Genomic DNA, 14,500 nt, shown 5'->3' with positions numbered 1-14,500 from the left:
CGCGGGCGCCGGATCACTTGAAGCGATAGGTGATGCGCCCCTTGGTGAGATCGTAGGGCGTGAGCTCGACCAGCACCTCGTCGCCGACCAGGACGCGGATGCGGTTCTTGCGCATCTTGCCCGCGGTGTGGCCGAGGATCTCGTGATCGTTCTCGAGCCGGACGCGGAACATGGCGTTGGGCAGGAGCTCCACCACCTGGCCGCGCATCTCGAGCAGTTCTTCCTTCGCCATCAAACCTCTGTGCGGGGCGCCGTCGGCCGGGATCGGGGGGCGCGGAAAACGTGGCCCCTTAGCCGCTCGCGCTGCGCAAGGGAAGCCGGCCCGGTCATTGCCGGTAAAGGCCGGCCGGCCTAACGCCGCGCAATGCTTTCCCAGAAGACGCGCTACGCGCTCCGCGCGCTCCTCCACCTCGCGGAGGCGGAGCACGGCCGGCCGGTGGCGGCGGCGGAGATCGCCGAGCGGCAGCGCGTGCCGCGCAAGTTCCTGGAGATCATCCTGCTCGATCTCAAGAAGGCAGGCTTCGTCCTCAGCCGGCGCGGTCCCGGTGGCGGCTACGTGCTGGCGAAACCCGCGCACGCGATCAGCTTCGCCGACGTGATCCGCGTGACGGACGGCATGATCGCGCTGGTGCCGTGCGCCAGCATCAACTTCTACGCGGCCTGCGGCGACTGCCACGACGAGGCGACCTGCGCGATCCGGCGCGCCGCACTGGTGGTGCGCGACGCGGTGGTACGGACGTTGAGCGAGACGACGCTGGCATCGGCCGCTTCGTTCGAGCTCGACGAAGCGCGGCTATCGACCGCCCAAGAAAGGGTCGCCTAAAGAGCTATTTCCTACGTTTGGGATAAGGTATAGGCGGAGGCATCCTTATCGGGGGGGAAAGCTCATGATCGCACGTCGCCTGCTGCTGGGTCTCATCGCCGCCGCCGTGGCTGGCGGCCCGATCGCCGCCGTCGCGGCGCCGGCCGCTGTCGAGCTGCTCAACGTCTCCTACGATCCCACGCGCGAGCTCTACCGCGCGATCGACGACGCCTTCGTTCCGGTGTGGAAGGCGAAGACCGGCCAGACGCTGACCATCCGGCAGAGCCATGGCGGATCGGGCGCGCAGGCCCGCGCGGTGATCGACGGGCTGCCCGCCGACGTGGTGACGCTGGCGCTCGCCTACGACATCGACTCGATCGCCACCAAGGCGCAACTTCTGCCCGAGGACTGGCAGAAGCGCCTGCCCCATGATTCGACCCCGTATTACTCGACGATCGTGTTCCTGGTGCGGAAGGGCAATCCCAAGGCGATCCGCGACTGGGGCGACCTCATCAAGCCGGGCGTGCAGGTCATCACGCCCAACCCCAAGACGAGCGGCGGCGCGCGTTGGAACTACCTCGCCGCCTGGGGCTACGCGCGAGCCAAATACGGCTCGGATGCCGGCGCGCGCGATTACATGACCAAGCTGTTCAAGAACGTACCGGTGCTCGATTCGGGCGCGCGCGGCGCCACCACCACCTTCGTGCAGCGCGGGCAGGGCGACGTGCTGCTCGCCTGGGAGAACGAGGCGATCCTGGCGCAGGACGAGCTCGGGCGCGGCAAGTTCGAGATGATCGTGCCGTCGGTGTCGATCCGCGCCGATCCGCCGGTCGCGGTCGTTGACGTCAATGCGCGGCGCAAGGGAACGCTGGCGGCGGCGCAGGCCTATCTCAAGTTCCTCTATACCCCGCAGGCGCAGGACATCATCGCCCGGAACGGCTACCGGCCGATCGATCCCGCGGCAGCGGCGAAGTATGCGGCGAAGTTCCCCCGCGTGAAGCTCTTCACCATCTACAAGAACTTCGGCGGCTGGGCGCGCGCGCAGCAGGCGCACTTCGCGGATGGCGCCGCCTTCGACCAGATCTTCGCCGCCGCCAAGCATTGACCGCGTGCCGTGGCGCGCGGCCTACGGTCGCGCTTGGACGGTATGAAGTCTTGCCGGCAGCCGTATCTGCATGAATATAGCGACGGGCCCGCCCCGGTGAGGGCCGGCTGTCGCCTATCAAAAGGGGGAACAGACATGCGCATCCCGCTCCTCGGCGGCGCCTCGCTCGCCGCCGTGCTCGTCGCCACGCCCGCGCTCGCGCAGCCGCCCGCCGGCAACGCCCAGATCCTAGATCGTCTGAACGCGCTGGAGCAGCGGCTCGACGCGCTGCAGACGCAGAACGCCGATCTCAAGCGCCAACTCGACGCGGCGCGCGGCGGCCAGGCGACCGCCGCCGCGCCCGGCGGCACCAACTCGGCCAGCAACGCCAACGCGCAGGGCACGGCCGGCATCAACCCGCCGCTGCCCGCCGCCGCATCGGGCGGACGCGGCACGGTGCAGACCGCGTCGGCGACGCCGCCCGCGCTCCAGTGGACGATCGTGCCGCAGTTCAACTCGCCCGACGGCAACTTCACCTTCAAGCCACGCGGCATCCTCGACGTCGACTACGCGGCCTTCAACGAACGGCGCGGCGGCTACGACTATTCCAACGGCACGCAGATCCGACGCGGCCGCTTCGGCTTCGACGGCACGTTGTTCAAGGAGCTCGCCTACCGCATCGAGGCCGAATATGTCGGCGGCCAGGTGTCGCTGCTCGACGCCTTCGTCGCCTACACCCAGGTGCCGCACCTCACGGTCACGCTCGGCCAGCTCAAGGTGCCGGCGGGGCTGGAGGCCAACAGCTCCGACGCATTCAACGAATTCATGGAACGCGGCATGGCCAATGTCGCGTTCGGATCGGTGGGCGGCGAGCGGCGCGTCGGCTTGACGGTCGCCTATGCCGATCCGATCTTCACCGCGACGGGCGGCATCTACGGCTCCAACGAGGGCGTGAGCCGCTCGGCCTCGGTCAACGCCGGTGGCGAGGGCTTCGGCCCGGACGAGGTGTGGGGCTTCAACGGCCGCGTCACCGCCGAGCCGATCAACAAGCCCGGCCGGCTCCTCCACGTCGGCGCGTCCGCCTACCATGTCGAGGATTACGCCGGTAAGGACCTGACGATCGCCGATCGCCCGAACGTGCGCGTCGACAACGGCAATCTCGAATCGGTGGCCTTCGCCGGCACTCAGTCGGCGACCGCGCTGGGCGCCACCGTCCACGACGCGACCTTCTACGGGTTCGAAGGCGCGGGCGTGTACGGCCCCTTCTCGGTGCAGGGCGAATATAGCCACATGCACCTCAACCGGATCGGCGACGTGCTGCCCTCCGTCGATTTCGACGGCTGGTACGCGTTCGGCTCCTACTTCCTCACCGGCGAGTCGCGACCCTTCAAGGGCGGCGTGATCGACCGGTTGAAGCCGAACCGCCCGTTCGATCCGCGCAAGGGCAACTGGGGCGCTTTCGAACTCGCCGGCCGCTACGACCGCCTTAACCTGACCGACCACGACATCTCGCCGCTGAAGCGTGACGGTCACGCCATCACCGCCGCGCTCAACTGGTATCTCACCGGCAACGTGAAGATCCTGTTCAACTACATCCGCTTCACCGGACAGAACTCGCCGCTCGTCCGTACGCCCGTCTCCATCTTCGGAACGACCGCGAAGGGAGAGGCGTTCGCGACGCGCCTCCACCTGGATTTCTGATGCCCGCCATCGTCGTCGCCACGGCCGGACCTGAGGACCGACCGCCGGCTACGGCGCGGAGCCGGCGGCGCGCGGCGATGCCCGGGCTCGGGCTGACGCTGGGCGTCACGCTCGCCTGGCTCGGCATCGTCGTGCTGCTGCCGCTGGCGGCGATTGTGGCGCGATCTCTCGGGCTCGGCCCCGCGCATTTCGTGGAGGCGGCGTTCAGCCCGCGCGCGCTCGCCGCGTATCGGCTGAGCTTCGGCGCGGCGCTGGCGGCGGCGGGGATCAACGCCGTCGCCGGCCTGCTGCTCGCCTGGGTGCTGGTGCGCTACGACTTCCCCGGCCGAAAGCTCGCCTCCGCGCTGGTCGACCTGCCTTTCGCGCTGCCGACGGCGGTGGCGGGCATCGCGCTCACCGCGCTCTACGCGTCCAACGGCTGGATCGGGCGGCCGCTGGCGGCGCTCGGCATCAAGATCGCCTATACGCCGGCGGGCGTGGTGCTGGCATTGCTGTTCATCGGGCTGCCCTTCGTCGTCCGCACGGTGGAGCCGATCCTCGCCGATCTCGGCCATGATATCGAGGAGGCGGCGGCGACGCTCGGCGCCGGCCGCGCCGCCATCTTCCTGCGCGTGCTGCTGCCCGAGATCGCGCCGGCGCTGACGACGGGCTTCGCGCTCGCTTTCGCGCGTGGGGTCGGCGAATATGGCTCCGTCATCTTCATCGCGGGCAACATGCCGTTCCGGTCCGAGATCGCGCCGCTGCTGATCGTCACCCAGCTCGAACAGTTCGACTATGAGGGCGCGACCGCGATCGCGGCGGTGATGCTCGCCGCCTCCTTCGCGTTGCTGACCGTCATCAACCTCATACAGGGGCGCGAGCGGCGTAGGATCGGGCAGCGTTGAGCGGGCAAGCGGCGAGCGCCGTCTCGGAGACGCGCGGCACCCGCCGCCTGCTGATCGCGCTGGCGCTCGGCTGGCTCGTCGCGATCATCCTGCTGCCGCTGGCGGCGGTGTTCGTGCAGGCCTTCGCCAAGGGGGCGGGCGCCTTCCTCTCGGCGGTGCGCGAGCCCGACGCGCTCGCCGCGATCCGGCTGACGCTCGTCACGGCGGCGATCACGGTGCCGCTCAATTGCGCCTTCGGGCTGGCGGCGGCGTGGGCGGTGACCAAGCATGATTTCTCGGGGAAGAGCCTGCTCGTCAGCCTCATCGACCTGCCCTTCTCGGTCTCGCCCGTCGTGGCGGGCCTGATGTACGCGCTACTGTTCGGATCGCAGGGCTGGTTCGGGCCGACGCTGATGAGCCACGGCATCCGCATCATGTTCGCGGTGCCGGGCATCGTACTCGCCACCACCTTCGTCACCTTCCCCTATGTCGCGCGCGAGCTCATCCCGCTGATGACCGCGCAGGGCCGCGCCGAGGAAGAGGCGGCGCTGACGCTGGGCGCGGGTGGGCTTGCCACCTTCTGGCACGTGACGCTGCCCAACATCCGCTGGGGTCTGCTCTACGGCGTGCTGCTCACCAACGCGCGCGCGATGGGCGAGTTCGGCGCGGTGTCGGTCGTGTCGGGGCATATCAGGGGGATCACCAACACCATGCCGCTCCAGGTCGAGCAGCTCTACAACGAGTATGACTTCGTCGGCGCCTTCGCTGTCGCCTCGCTGCTCGCGGGGCTGGCGCTGGTGACGCTGGCGGCGCGTGCGGCGCTGGAATGGTATCATGGCGATGCGCTCGCCGCGGCGGGGCGGCACTGATGGGCATCACGGCCGAGAACGTCGTCAAGACGTTCGGGACGAGCTCGGCGCTGAACGGCGTCAGCCTCTCGGTCGAGGATCGCGCCTTCCTGGCGCTACTAGGCCCGTCGGGCTCGGGCAAGACGACGCTGCTGCGGATCATCGCCGGGCTTGAGACGGCGGACTCGGGGCGCATCCGCTTCGACGGCGAGGACGTGACGGCGCGGCCGGTGCAGGATCGCGGCATCGGCTTCGTGTTCCAGCACTATGCGCTGTTCCGCCACATGACGGTGGCCGACAACATCGCCTTCGGATTGACGGTAATGAAGCGGCGCGAGCGGCCCCGGAAGGACGCGATCCGGGCGCGTGTCGACGAGCTGCTGGGGCTCGTCCGCCTGCCGGGGCTCGGCAAGCGTTACCCGGCGCAGCTCTCGGGCGGGCAGCGGCAGCGCGTGGCGCTCGCCCGCGCCCTGGCACGCGAGCCGCGCATCCTGCTGCTCGACGAGCCGTTCGGCGCGCTCGACGCCAAGGTACGGCGCGAGCTGCGCGCGGCGCTGCGCGAGATCCACGATCGCGTTGGCATCACCTCGATCTTCGTGACGCACGATCGCGAGGAGGCGTTCGCGCTCGCCGACAAGGTGGCGATCCTGTCCGACGGCCGGATCGAGCAATATGCCACCCCCGCCGAGATCGAGGCGAACCCGGCCTCCGACTTCGTGCGCGAGTTCCTGCGCTGACGAGGAGCCAGCGCGCGCTCCTCGCGTGCGGATTGCTGCTGGTCCTCGCCGGGTCGTGGCTATGGTGGCAGTCGCCGACGGATCTTCACCTCCATGCCCTGCTAAGGCTGGACGGCGCGAAGGCGTGGGCGCGGCGGGTGCGGCTGTTCACCGTGGCGGGCACCATCCCCCTCGTCGCGCCGGCGATCGCCGCCGCCGCCTGGTGGCTGTGGCGGCGCGGTGCGCCGGATCGGGCGCGGTGGCTGGTCGCGACGACGCTCGGCGGCCGGCTCGCGGTCGAGATCGTCAAGCACGTCGTCCACCGTCCGCGCCCGCCGCTGGCGGATCGTCTAGCGGTGGAGACGAGCTGGTCGATGCCGAGCGCCCACTCGGCAGGCACGATGATCGCCGGCCTGGCCCTCGTGCTGGCGCTCGGCGGCGGGGCGGGGTGGCAGGCGGTGGCGGCGTTGTTCGCGCTGGCGATGGGGTGGAGCCGCGTCGCGCTCGCGGTGCATTGGCCGAGCGACGTGCTCGTCGGCTGGGGTTTCGGGTTGCTGTGGGTGGCGCTGGCGCTGCGCTGGCTTCAGCCGCGCCAGTTTCGCAGTACCTCCAGGAAGGCATCGCCATAGGCGTCGCGCTTGGCCTGCCCCACGCCCGAGACCTGCGCCAGACCGGCCATCGTCGTGGGATGCAGCCCCGCCATCTCGCGCAGCGTCGAATCGTGGAAGACGACGTAGGGCGGCACGCCGCGCTCCTTGGCGATCTCGCGCCGCCTGGCACGTAGCGCCTCGAACAGCGGATCGTGGGGATACTCCTCCGCCGGTTTCCCCTTGCGCCGGCGCTCGCGCTTGGGCGGCATGACGAGGCCGAGCGTGTCCTCGCCCTTCAGGATCGGCCGCGCGCCCGGCCCGAAGGAGAGGCCGCCATAGGCATCGGCGCGCAACGCGTCGCGCGCGATCAGCGCGCGCGCGACGGGGCGGACGAGCGCCAGCTCGCCCTCGTCGGCGATGCCGTAGACCGACAGGCGATCATGGCCGTTGGCGATCACCTTTTCCGTGTCCTTGCCCGCCAGCACGTCCGCCAGGTGGCCGACGCCGAAGCGCATCTCGGTGCGGAAGGCGGCGGAGAGCAGCTTGCGCGCCACCTCGGTGGCATCGACCGTGGCGGGCGGCGACAGGCAGTTGTCGCAATTGCCGCAGCGGGGGGGCGGCGCCTCCCCGAAGTGACGGAGCAGCACCGCGCGCCGGCACTCCGACGTCTCGACGAGCGTCGCCAGCGCCGCCAGCCGCGCGCGCTCGCCCGCCATGCGGGCGTCGTCCACCTCGCCGAGCCGCTGGCGGGCGCGCGCGAAATCCTCGGCACCCCAGAAGAGCTGCGCAACCGCAGGCTCGCCGTCGCGACCGGCGCGGCCGGTCTCCTGGTAATAGCCCTCGATCGACTTGGGCAGGCCGGCGTGGGCCACGAAGCGGACGTCGGGCTTGTCGATGCCCATGCCGAATGCGACGGTGGCGACCATCACCATGTCCTCGGACGCCACGAAGGCGCGCTGGTTGGCGGCGCGTACGGCGGCGTCGAGCCCGGCATGATAGGGGCGGACCTCGCGTCCCGCGCTGCCGAGTTGCGCCGCCAGCCGCTCGGTGGCGTCGCGGGTGGTGGCGTAGACGATGCCCGCACCCGGCTGCTCGGCGAGCAGCGTCTTCAACTGTTGCCCGACGCCGTCACGCGGCGAGATCATGTAGCGGATGTTGGGGCGATCGAAGCCCGCGACGATCAGGCCATCGTCGGGCAGCCCGAGCTGCGCCAGGATGTCCGCGCGGGTATGCTCGTCGGCGGTGGCGGTGAGCGCGAGGCGCGGCACCTGCGGAAAGGCGTCGAGCAGGGGGCGCAGCAGGCGGTAGTCGGGGCGGAAATCATGCCCCCATTCGCTGACGCAATGCGCCTCGTCGATCGCGAACAGCGACAGCGGCGTCGCCGACAGCAGATCGCGGAAGGCGCTGCCCGACGCGCGCTCGGGCGCGACGTAAAGGAGGTCGAGCGCGCCGTCGCGAAAGCGCCGCATCGTCTCGGCGCGGTTGTCGTCGGCCGAGGTGAGCGTGGCGGCCTGGATGCCGAACCCTTCGGCCGAGCGCACCTGATCGTGCATCAGCGCGATCAGCGGCGAGACGACCACCGCCGTGCCCTCCCGCGCGAGCGCGGGGAGCTGGTAGCATAGCGACTTGCCCGCGCCCGTCGGCATCACCGCGAGCGTGCCGAGCCCCGCCATGACGCGATCGACCACTTGGTGCTGCACGCCCCGGAAGCCGGGGAAGCCGAACACGTCGTGGAGGATCTTGGCGGGATCGCGCATCGCGCGGCGTTAGCGGGCCACGGCGCGCGCCGCTACGCCTCGTCGCGCTTGAGCAGGCGGACGGTGCGGTCGCGAAAGTCGATCGACACGCGCGAGAAGGCCCGCATCACGTCCATGCCGAGCAGCATCGACGGCTTCTCGCTGAGCCCGAAGCGATCGAAGGCGTGGGCGTCGCAGAAGGCGACGACCACGTTCTTGAGGTGCCAGGCGGAGAGCCTCACGTCGGCGAGCGGCGCGTAGGCGGCGGCGATCGAGCGGCCGGTAACGTCGGTGATGGTGACGGCGCGCGCCTCGGCGCGGCGGCGGGCGGTCAGCCGATCGCGCAGCACGCCGTTGCCGATCGTGGCCATGCTGCCGGTATCGACCACCGCCCAGATGCGCTGGCCCGCCGCGTCGGCATCGGCGAGCACGAGCTGGCCGTAGCGCCGGCGCGCCGTCACCACGATCTCGGAAGCCTCCAGCGGCGCGGGTCTCGTCTCGGCGCGCTCGATCGTCATGCGGTTCCTCGCGATGTCGAGCACCATGCGGCCGCGCGCCAGCGCGTCCAGCCCGACGATTCCCGCCGCCCCAATGTCGGCTTCGGCGAGCACGGGCGCGACGATCGGCCGCGCGCGGAGGGCGCCGACGCCGAGCGCCGCGATCCTGACGGTCTGCACCACGCCCTCGCCGCCGACGCTGTGCAGGATCACGGGCGCGTCGCCCTTCAGCCGCAACATCGCCGCGACGCGATCGGAGATCACGGTACGGGTGGCGCCGCTGTCGACCAGGAAGCGGAACGGCCCCGCGCCGTCGATCGTCACCGCCACCGTCATGCGGTTGTCGACGACGGTGAGCGCCATCGCGGTGCTGTCGGGTTCGTCCGCTGGCGGCGGTGGCGCGGCCGGGGGTTGCGCCAGCGCGGCGAGCGTCGCCAATCCAGCGACGACGATCGATGACGCCATGCCGCCCTCCCCGCGTTTCCGGCCGATGCTACGCCGATCGCCCCGTCACGCAAGCGTCACTCGGCGGCGATCGCGGCTTCCTCCGCATCGCGGGCCTCGGCGGCCTGGCGCGCCCACATCGCGGCGTAGAGACCGTCGCGCGCGATCAGCTCGGCGTGGCTGCCCTGTTCGGCGACGCGGCCGTCGTCGAGCACGACGATACGGTCCGCGTCCGCGATGGTGGAGAGGCGGTGCGCAATGGTGATCGTCGTCCTCCGCCGCGAGACGAGGCGCAGCGTGTCGAGGATCTCGGCCTCGGTGCCGCTGTCGAGCGCGCTCGTCGCCTCATCGAGGATCAGCACGGGCGGATCCTTGAGCAGCGTGCGCGCAATCGCCACGCGCTGCTTCTCCCCGCCCGAGAGCTTGAGCCCGCGTTCGCCGACCTCGGTGTCGTAGCCGGCGGACAGCCGCTCGACGAAGCCGTCGATGGCGGCACCCTTCGCGGCGCGTGCGATCGCGTCCGCGTCGGCGCCGTCGCGACCGTAGGCGATGTTGTAGCCGATGGTGTCGTTGAACAGCACCGTGTCCTGCGGTACGATCCCGATGGCCCGACGCAGGCTGTCCTGCCCCACGCGCGCGATATCCTGCCCGTCGATGGTGATGCGGCCGGCGGTGACGTCGTAGAAGCGGAACAGCAGGCGCGCGATCGTCGACTTGCCCGCCCCCGATGGCCCGACGATGGCGAGGTTGGTGCCGGCGGGCACATCGAGATCGATGCCGCGCAGGATCTCGCGATCGGGGTCGTAGCCGAAGCACACGCCCTCGAAGCGGACGTGGCCGCCCGCGACGACGAGCGGCTTCGCGCCGGGCACGTCCACCACCTCTTCGGCGGTGTCGAGCAGGTCGAACAGCGCGGCCATGTCGGTCAACCCTTGGCGGATCGTGCGGTAGACCATGCCGAGCAGGTCGAGCGGGCGGAAGAGCTGGGCGAGCAGCGTCGACACCAGCACCGCGTCGCCCGGCGTGAACCGCCCCCGCGCCCAGCCCGCCACGACCAGCGCCATGCCGAGCGCCATCATGGTGTTGGTGATCGCCGCCTGCCCGATGTTGAGCCAGGCGAGCGACGTCTCGTTCTTGGTCGCGGCGCGCGCGTAGGAGGAGACCGCGCTCTCGTAGCGGCTCGCCTCGCGCGCTTCGGCGTTGAAGTATTTCACCGTCTCGAAGTTGAGCAGCGAATCGACCGCGTGCGCGACGGCGCGGGTGTCGAGCTCGTTCATGCGGACGCGGAGCGCGTTGCGCCAGTCGGTCACCACGCGCGTGAAGCCGATGTAGATCGCGACCATCGCCAGCGTGGCGATCACCAGCCAGGCGCCGAAGCGCGTGCCGAAGATGCCGAGCACCATCGCGAGTTCGAGGATGGTGGGCGCGATGTTGAACAGCAGGAAGTAGAGCATCGTGTCGATGCTCTTGGTGCCGCGCTCGACGATCCTGGTGACGGCGCCGGTGCGCCGCCCGAGGTGGAAGCGCAGCGACAGCCGATGCAGGTGGCGGAACACCGAGGCCGCGAGGCGCCGCGTGGCGTCCTGCCCCACCCACTCGAACACCGCGTTGCGCAGGTTGTCGAACAGCGTCGATCCGAAGCGCGCGGCGGCGTAGCCCACCACCAGCGCGATCACGAGCGTGGCGGCGGTACGATCGCCCTTCGCCATGTGATCGACCGCGCCCTGCAACGCGAACGGAGCGCCGTAGACCTGGACGATCTTGGACAGCAGCACGAAGCCGAACGCCGTGACGATGCGCGCCTTGATGAGCGGCATGCCCGAGGGCCACAAATAGGGCAGGAAGCGGCGCAGCGTGGCGAAGCCGTCCTCGCGCATCGGTCCGGTCGAGGTGTCTGGCGGCATCACGCTCCAGATAGGGATGCGCCGCCGCTCCGCCAAATCCCAAACTTCCCGGCACGGGACGCCGAGTTCCGGGACGTGGTGGCGAGAATTGGCGGGTTTTCCGAACGCGGCCCGTGCGAACATCCGCGCTCACCCTCGACAATGCCCGAAAGTGCAGTTGGCACGGCTCCTGCTAGATCACCGGCATGGCCCGCCGATCAGCGGCGGGCATGATCGGAGAACCTTGCATGACCTTCGCCTCGTCCGCCCGCGACACGCTCGCCTCGCTGTTCGGCGCGCTCGCGCTCACCGTCGCGCTGGTAGGCGCCGCCGTCGTGCCCGCGCAGACCGCCACCGCTGCGGTGCTCGGCCTGTGAACGCCGAGGTTCGCCGCCGGCTGGTGATCGACCGTCGGCAGGGCGCCTGGCTTGGCGTTTGCCGAGGCGTCGCGGATTATGCCGGCGTGCCGGTTGGTCTCGTGCGCGCGGGCGCGGTGTTTCTTACGGTCGCCGGGCTCGGACTGCCGGGCGTCGTCGCCTACGTCGCCACCGGCTGGATGTTCGGCCGGCGCTGACCCCTTGCGCCGGGCGAAGGCGAGGGCGACCTTGGCTGGATGGACGCCCGTGCGATCATCGAGACGCTCCGCCTCTCCGCCCACCCCGAGGGCGGCTGGTATCGCGAGACGTGGCGCGCCCCCTATGCCGAGGGTGCGCGCGCCACGGCGAGCGCGATCCTCTTCCTGCTCGATGCCGGAGAGCGATCGCACTGGCACCGCGTAGACGCGACCGAGCTGTGGCTGTGGCACGCGGGTTCGCCGCTGGCGCTCTCCACCGCGCCGCGTGACGACGATGCGCCGGTCGAGACGATCCTCGGGCCGGGCGTGCTCGCCGGCGAGACGCCGCAGCATGTCGTGCCCGCCTTTCACTGGCAGGCGGCGGAGGCGCGGGGCGGCTGGGCGCTCGTGTCGTGCATCGTCTCGCCGGGCTTCGACTTCGCGGGCTTCACGCTCGCGGCGCCCGGCTGGCGCCCCGGCGCGGACGCGCGTGACTGACGCCATCGCCGATCTTCCGCGCGTGCGCGCGCTGCTGATCGAAGCGGCGCGGGCGGGCGAGGACCGCAGCTACTCGCACATGCTGGCGATGCTCGGCCACCGCTTCACCCGGCCGAAGATGCGCGCGCTGTGCCGCACGCTGGACGCGATCGACGAGGCGGCGCGCGCGGCGGGCGAGCCGGCGCTGGCCGTGCTGGTGGTCCGCGAGGGCGATCGGCTGCCGGGGCAGGGCTGGTGGATCGGCCGCACCGACACCGGCCATCTTCCCGACTGGACGGGTGCCGCCGCGCGCTCGCTGGTCCGCGCCCATCAGGCGGAGGCGTTCGGCTATTGGGCGGCTCGGCTGTCGGACGGCGACGATCCCGATCGGATCGACTCCGCATGAAAAGCGCCCGCCCGTCGCGAGACGGGCGGGCGCCTACGACCTCCGCCGGCGGCGGAAACCGGTCAGACGGCCTCGGCCGCCTTGTTGATGCGGCTCTCGGCGAGCTTGGTGAGCCGCACGTCCGCCGCCTTCTCCTCGGCGAGCGTGGCCTCGAGCAGCGACACCGCGTCGGTGCGGCCAAGCTGCTTGGCCCACGAGATCAGCGTGCCGTAGCGCGTGATCTCGTAATGCTCGACAGCCTGGCCGGCGGCGACCAGCGCGGCATCGAGCACCGCCTTGTCGGCGATCTCGCCTGAGACCTCGTTGGCCTCCTTGATGATGCCGTCGATCGCCGGGCAGGTGACGCCCTTGGGCGTCTCGCCGAGCTGCGCGAACACCTTCTCCAGGCGGTCGATCTGGCCCTGGCTCTCGCCGAGATGGCCCTCGAAGGCCTGGGCGAGCTGCGGATTGCCGGACTTCTCGGCCATTTTCGGCAGCGCCTTCGCGATCTGCTTCTCGGCGTAGTAGATGTCCTGGAGCTGGTGGAGGAACAGGTCCTCGAAGGTCTGGATGTCCTTGGTGAACAGGCCCATGTCGGCCTCCTGTCGTTCGTGCGGGGGGCAGAAGGCGGCGCCGTGACGACGCCTTCCCCCCGACAACGATCACGGCCGCCGGCGGTTGCCTCGCCTCAGCGCCCGTCCCGACGGCCCAGCAGCCGCAGCCGGAGCGCGTTCAGGCGGATGAAGCCGGCGGCGTCGCGTTGGTCGTAGGCGCCGGCATCGTCCTCGAAGGTGACGACCTTCTCCGAATAGAGCGTGTCGGGCGACTTACGGCCGACCACCGACGCCTGCCCCTTGTAGAGCTTGAGCCGCACGGTGCCGTTCACGCGGCTCTGCGAGTGATCGACCGCCGCCTGGATCATCTCGCGCTCGGGCGAGAACCAGAAGCCGTTGTACACCAGCTCGGCGTAGCGGACGCTGAGCTCGTCCTTGAGGTGCGCCGCGCCGCGATCCAGCGTGATCTGCTCGATGCCGCGATGCGCGGCGGCGTAGATGGTGCCGCCGGGCGTCTCGTACATGCCGCGCGACTTCATGCCGACGAATCGGTTCTCGACGAGATCGAGCCGGCCGATGCCGTGGACGCGGCCGAGCTCGTTGAGCTTCTCGAACAGCGTCGCCGGCGAGCAGGCCTCGCCGTTGAGCGCGACGCCGTCGCCGCGTTCGAAGTCGATGGTGATATATTCGGGCGTGTCCGGCGCGTCCTCCGGGTTGATGGTGCGCGAGTAGACATAGTCGGGCACCTCCTCCCACGGATCCTCCAGCACGAGTCCCTCGGACGAGGTGTGGAGCAGGTTGGCGTCGGTGGAGAAGGGTGCCTCGCCGCGCTTGTTGTGCGGGACCGGGATCTGGTGCGCTTCCGCATATTCGATCAGCCTCGATCGGCTGGTGAGATCCCACTCGCGCCAAGGCGCGATCACCTTGATGTCGGGCTGGAGCGCGTAATAGCCGAGCTCGAAGCGAACCTGATCGTTGCCTTTGCCCGTGGCACCGTGCGCGACGGCGTCGGCGCCCACCTGCTTGGCGATCTCGATCTGGCGCTTGGCGATCAGCGGGCGCGCGATCGAGGTGCCGAGCAGGTACAGCCCCTCGTACAGCGCGTTGGCGCGCATCACCGGGAAGACGTAGTCGCGCACGAATTCCTCGCGCAGATCGTCGATGAAGATATGCTCCGGCTTCACGCCCATCAGCTCGGCCTTGGCGCGCGCCGGCTCCAGCTCCTCGCCTTGTCCCAAATCGGCGGTGAAGGTGACGACCTCGCAGCCATACTGCTCCTTCAGCCACTTCAGGATGACGCTGGTGTCGAGGCCGCCCGAGTAGGCGAGGACGACGCGTTGAACGTCTTGCGTCATGCGGACTCCGGG

At 70.3% G+C, this 14,500-nt stretch carries 17 protein-coding genes; 11 read left to right on the top strand and 6 right to left on the bottom strand.

The window, feature by feature from the left end; genetic code table 11:
- Positions 1–13 precede the first annotated feature (13 nt).
- The gene (gene infA, locus ACOFKX_RS09820) at positions 14–232 is read right to left on the bottom strand and encodes a translation initiation factor IF-1 (RefSeq protein ID WP_003049127.1); all 219 of its coding nucleotides are present in this window, start codon (positions 230–232) and stop codon (positions 14–16) included.
- 132 nt (positions 233–364) lie between these two features.
- Between infA and ACOFKX_RS09815 the strand changes: the two genes are divergently transcribed.
- The 7 genes from ACOFKX_RS09815 (at position 365) to ACOFKX_RS09785 (ending at position 6,643) form a co-directional block, all read left to right on the top strand.
- Positions 365–823 (top strand): RrF2 family transcriptional regulator, encoded by a 459-nt coding sequence (locus tag ACOFKX_RS09815; RefSeq protein WP_419826805.1) that lies wholly within the window; start codon positions 365–367, stop codon positions 821–823.
- Positions 824–887: 64 nt separating this feature from the next.
- Positions 888–1,907: a sulfate ABC transporter substrate-binding protein gene (locus ACOFKX_RS09810; protein WP_419826804.1), complete on the top strand. Its 1,020-nt coding sequence runs from the start codon at positions 888–890 to the stop codon at positions 1,905–1,907.
- Positions 1,908–2,042: 135 nt separating this feature from the next.
- A complete protein-coding gene (locus tag ACOFKX_RS09805) occupies positions 2,043–3,587 on the top strand; it encodes an OprO/OprP family phosphate-selective porin (RefSeq protein WP_419826803.1) in 1,545 nt (514 codons plus the stop codon).
- On the top strand, positions 3,587–4,471 hold the full coding sequence (gene cysT / locus ACOFKX_RS09800; RefSeq protein ID WP_419826802.1) for a sulfate ABC transporter permease subunit CysT: 885 nt from the start codon (positions 3,587–3,589) through the stop codon (positions 4,469–4,471). Before ACOFKX_RS09805 ends, cysT begins: the two co-directional genes overlap by 1 nt.
- Positions 4,468–5,319 (top strand): sulfate ABC transporter permease subunit CysW, encoded by an 852-nt coding sequence (gene cysW / locus ACOFKX_RS09795; protein WP_419826801.1) that lies wholly within the window; start codon positions 4,468–4,470, stop codon positions 5,317–5,319. The genes cysT and cysW overlap by 4 nt, the downstream gene beginning before the upstream one ends.
- Complete coding sequence (locus tag ACOFKX_RS09790) at positions 5,319–6,035, top strand: sulfate/molybdate ABC transporter ATP-binding protein (protein WP_419826800.1); 717 nt, start codon at positions 5,319–5,321, stop codon at positions 6,033–6,035. The genes cysW and ACOFKX_RS09790 overlap by 1 nt, the downstream gene beginning before the upstream one ends.
- A 32-nt stretch (positions 6,036–6,067) precedes the next feature.
- Positions 6,068–6,643 carry a phosphatase PAP2 family protein gene (locus ACOFKX_RS09785; protein ID WP_419826799.1) on the top strand — a complete coding sequence of 192 codons (576 nt, stop codon included), beginning with the start codon at positions 6,068–6,070 and terminating at the stop codon, positions 6,641–6,643.
- On the opposite strand, the gene recQ is transcribed toward ACOFKX_RS09785, so the two are convergent.
- The 3 genes from recQ to ACOFKX_RS09770 are packed head-to-tail and all read right to left on the bottom strand — an operon-like array spanning position 6,598 to position 11,185.
- Complete coding sequence (recQ, locus tag ACOFKX_RS09780) at positions 6,598–8,361, bottom strand: DNA helicase RecQ (RefSeq protein WP_419826798.1); 1,764 nt, start codon at positions 8,359–8,361, stop codon at positions 6,598–6,600. The genes ACOFKX_RS09785 and recQ overlap by 46 nt on opposite strands.
- Positions 8,362–8,393: 32 nt before the next feature.
- A complete protein-coding gene (locus ACOFKX_RS09775) occupies positions 8,394–9,302 on the bottom strand; it encodes a retropepsin-like aspartic protease (protein ID WP_419826797.1) in 909 nt (302 codons plus the stop codon).
- 56 nt (positions 9,303–9,358) lie between these two features.
- Positions 9,359–11,185: an ABCB family ABC transporter ATP-binding protein/permease gene (locus tag ACOFKX_RS09770; protein WP_419826796.1), complete on the bottom strand. Its 1,827-nt coding sequence runs from the start codon at positions 11,183–11,185 to the stop codon at positions 9,359–9,361.
- Positions 11,186–11,412: 227 nt separating this feature from the next.
- Here ACOFKX_RS09770 and ACOFKX_RS09765 point away from each other — a divergent pair, with 227 nt between their 5' ends.
- From ACOFKX_RS09765 to ACOFKX_RS09750, 4 genes are read left to right on the top strand one after another with little or no spacing between them, the layout of a single operon-like run.
- Positions 11,413–11,541 carry a hypothetical protein gene (locus ACOFKX_RS09765; RefSeq protein ID WP_419826795.1) on the top strand — a complete coding sequence of 43 codons (129 nt, stop codon included), beginning with the start codon at positions 11,413–11,415 and terminating at the stop codon, positions 11,539–11,541.
- Positions 11,538–11,738: a PspC domain-containing protein gene (locus ACOFKX_RS09760; RefSeq protein ID WP_419826794.1), complete on the top strand. Its 201-nt coding sequence runs from the start codon at positions 11,538–11,540 to the stop codon at positions 11,736–11,738. The genes ACOFKX_RS09765 and ACOFKX_RS09760 overlap by 4 nt, the downstream gene beginning before the upstream one ends.
- 39 nt (positions 11,739–11,777) lie before the next feature.
- Positions 11,778–12,215 (top strand): cupin domain-containing protein, encoded by a 438-nt coding sequence (locus ACOFKX_RS09755; RefSeq protein ID WP_419826793.1) that lies wholly within the window; start codon positions 11,778–11,780, stop codon positions 12,213–12,215.
- Entirely contained in the window at positions 12,208–12,600 is a 393-nt protein-coding gene (locus tag ACOFKX_RS09750; protein WP_419826792.1) for a ribose-phosphate pyrophosphokinase, read from the top strand. The genes ACOFKX_RS09755 and ACOFKX_RS09750 overlap by 8 nt, the downstream gene beginning before the upstream one ends.
- Positions 12,601–12,662: 62 nt before the next feature.
- On the opposite strand, the gene ACOFKX_RS09745 is transcribed toward ACOFKX_RS09750, so the two are convergent.
- A complete protein-coding gene (locus tag ACOFKX_RS09745) occupies positions 12,663–13,172 on the bottom strand; it encodes a ferritin-like domain-containing protein (RefSeq protein WP_419826791.1) in 510 nt (169 codons plus the stop codon).
- Between the two features lie 95 nt (positions 13,173–13,267).
- Positions 13,268–14,488 carry an argininosuccinate synthase gene (locus tag ACOFKX_RS09740; protein ID WP_419826790.1) on the bottom strand — a complete coding sequence of 407 codons (1,221 nt, stop codon included), beginning with the start codon at positions 14,486–14,488 and terminating at the stop codon, positions 13,268–13,270.
- Positions 14,489–14,500: the final 12 nt, after the last annotated feature.

The sequence above is a fragment of the Sphingomonas sp. genome (assembly GCF_965200105.1).
In the GTDB taxonomy this organism is placed as follows: Bacteria; Pseudomonadota; Alphaproteobacteria; order Sphingomonadales; family Sphingomonadaceae; genus Solisphingomonas.
Note: the sequence above shows the minus strand (reverse complement) of the source record. Positions and strands in the feature narration are given on the sequence as shown.

Bases quoted from the DNA above. Each gene is read 5' to 3' on its own strand.
- ACOFKX_RS09765 (WP_419826795.1), top strand. From the start codon at position 11,413: ATGACCTTCGCCTCGTCCGCCCGCGACACGCTCGCCTCGCTGTTCGGC.
- cysT (WP_419826802.1), top strand. From the start codon at position 3,587: ATGCCCGCCATCGTCGTCGCCACGGCCGGACCTGAGGACCGACCGCCG.
- recQ (WP_419826798.1), bottom strand. From the start codon at position 8,361: ATGCGCGATCCCGCCAAGATCCTCCACGACGTGTTCGGCTTCCCCGGC.
- infA (WP_003049127.1), bottom strand. From the start codon at position 232: ATGGCGAAGGAAGAACTGCTCGAGATGCGCGGCCAGGTGGTGGAGCTC.
- ACOFKX_RS09775 (WP_419826797.1), bottom strand. From the start codon at position 9,302: ATGGCGTCATCGATCGTCGTCGCTGGATTGGCGACGCTCGCCGCGCTG.
- ACOFKX_RS09745 (WP_419826791.1), bottom strand. From the start codon at position 13,172: ATGGGCCTGTTCACCAAGGACATCCAGACCTTCGAGGACCTGTTCCTC.
- ACOFKX_RS09770 (WP_419826796.1), bottom strand. From the start codon at position 11,185: ATGCCGCCAGACACCTCGACCGGACCGATGCGCGAGGACGGCTTCGCC.
- ACOFKX_RS09805 (WP_419826803.1), top strand. From the start codon at position 2,043: ATGCGCATCCCGCTCCTCGGCGGCGCCTCGCTCGCCGCCGTGCTCGTC.
- ACOFKX_RS09815 (WP_419826805.1), top strand. From the start codon at position 365: ATGCTTTCCCAGAAGACGCGCTACGCGCTCCGCGCGCTCCTCCACCTC.
- ACOFKX_RS09810 (WP_419826804.1), top strand. From the start codon at position 888: ATGATCGCACGTCGCCTGCTGCTGGGTCTCATCGCCGCCGCCGTGGCT.
- ACOFKX_RS09790 (WP_419826800.1), top strand. From the start codon at position 5,319: ATGGGCATCACGGCCGAGAACGTCGTCAAGACGTTCGGGACGAGCTCG.
- ACOFKX_RS09755 (WP_419826793.1), top strand. From the start codon at position 11,778: ATGGACGCCCGTGCGATCATCGAGACGCTCCGCCTCTCCGCCCACCCC.
- ACOFKX_RS09740 (WP_419826790.1), bottom strand. From the start codon at position 14,488: ATGACGCAAGACGTTCAACGCGTCGTCCTCGCCTACTCGGGCGGCCTC.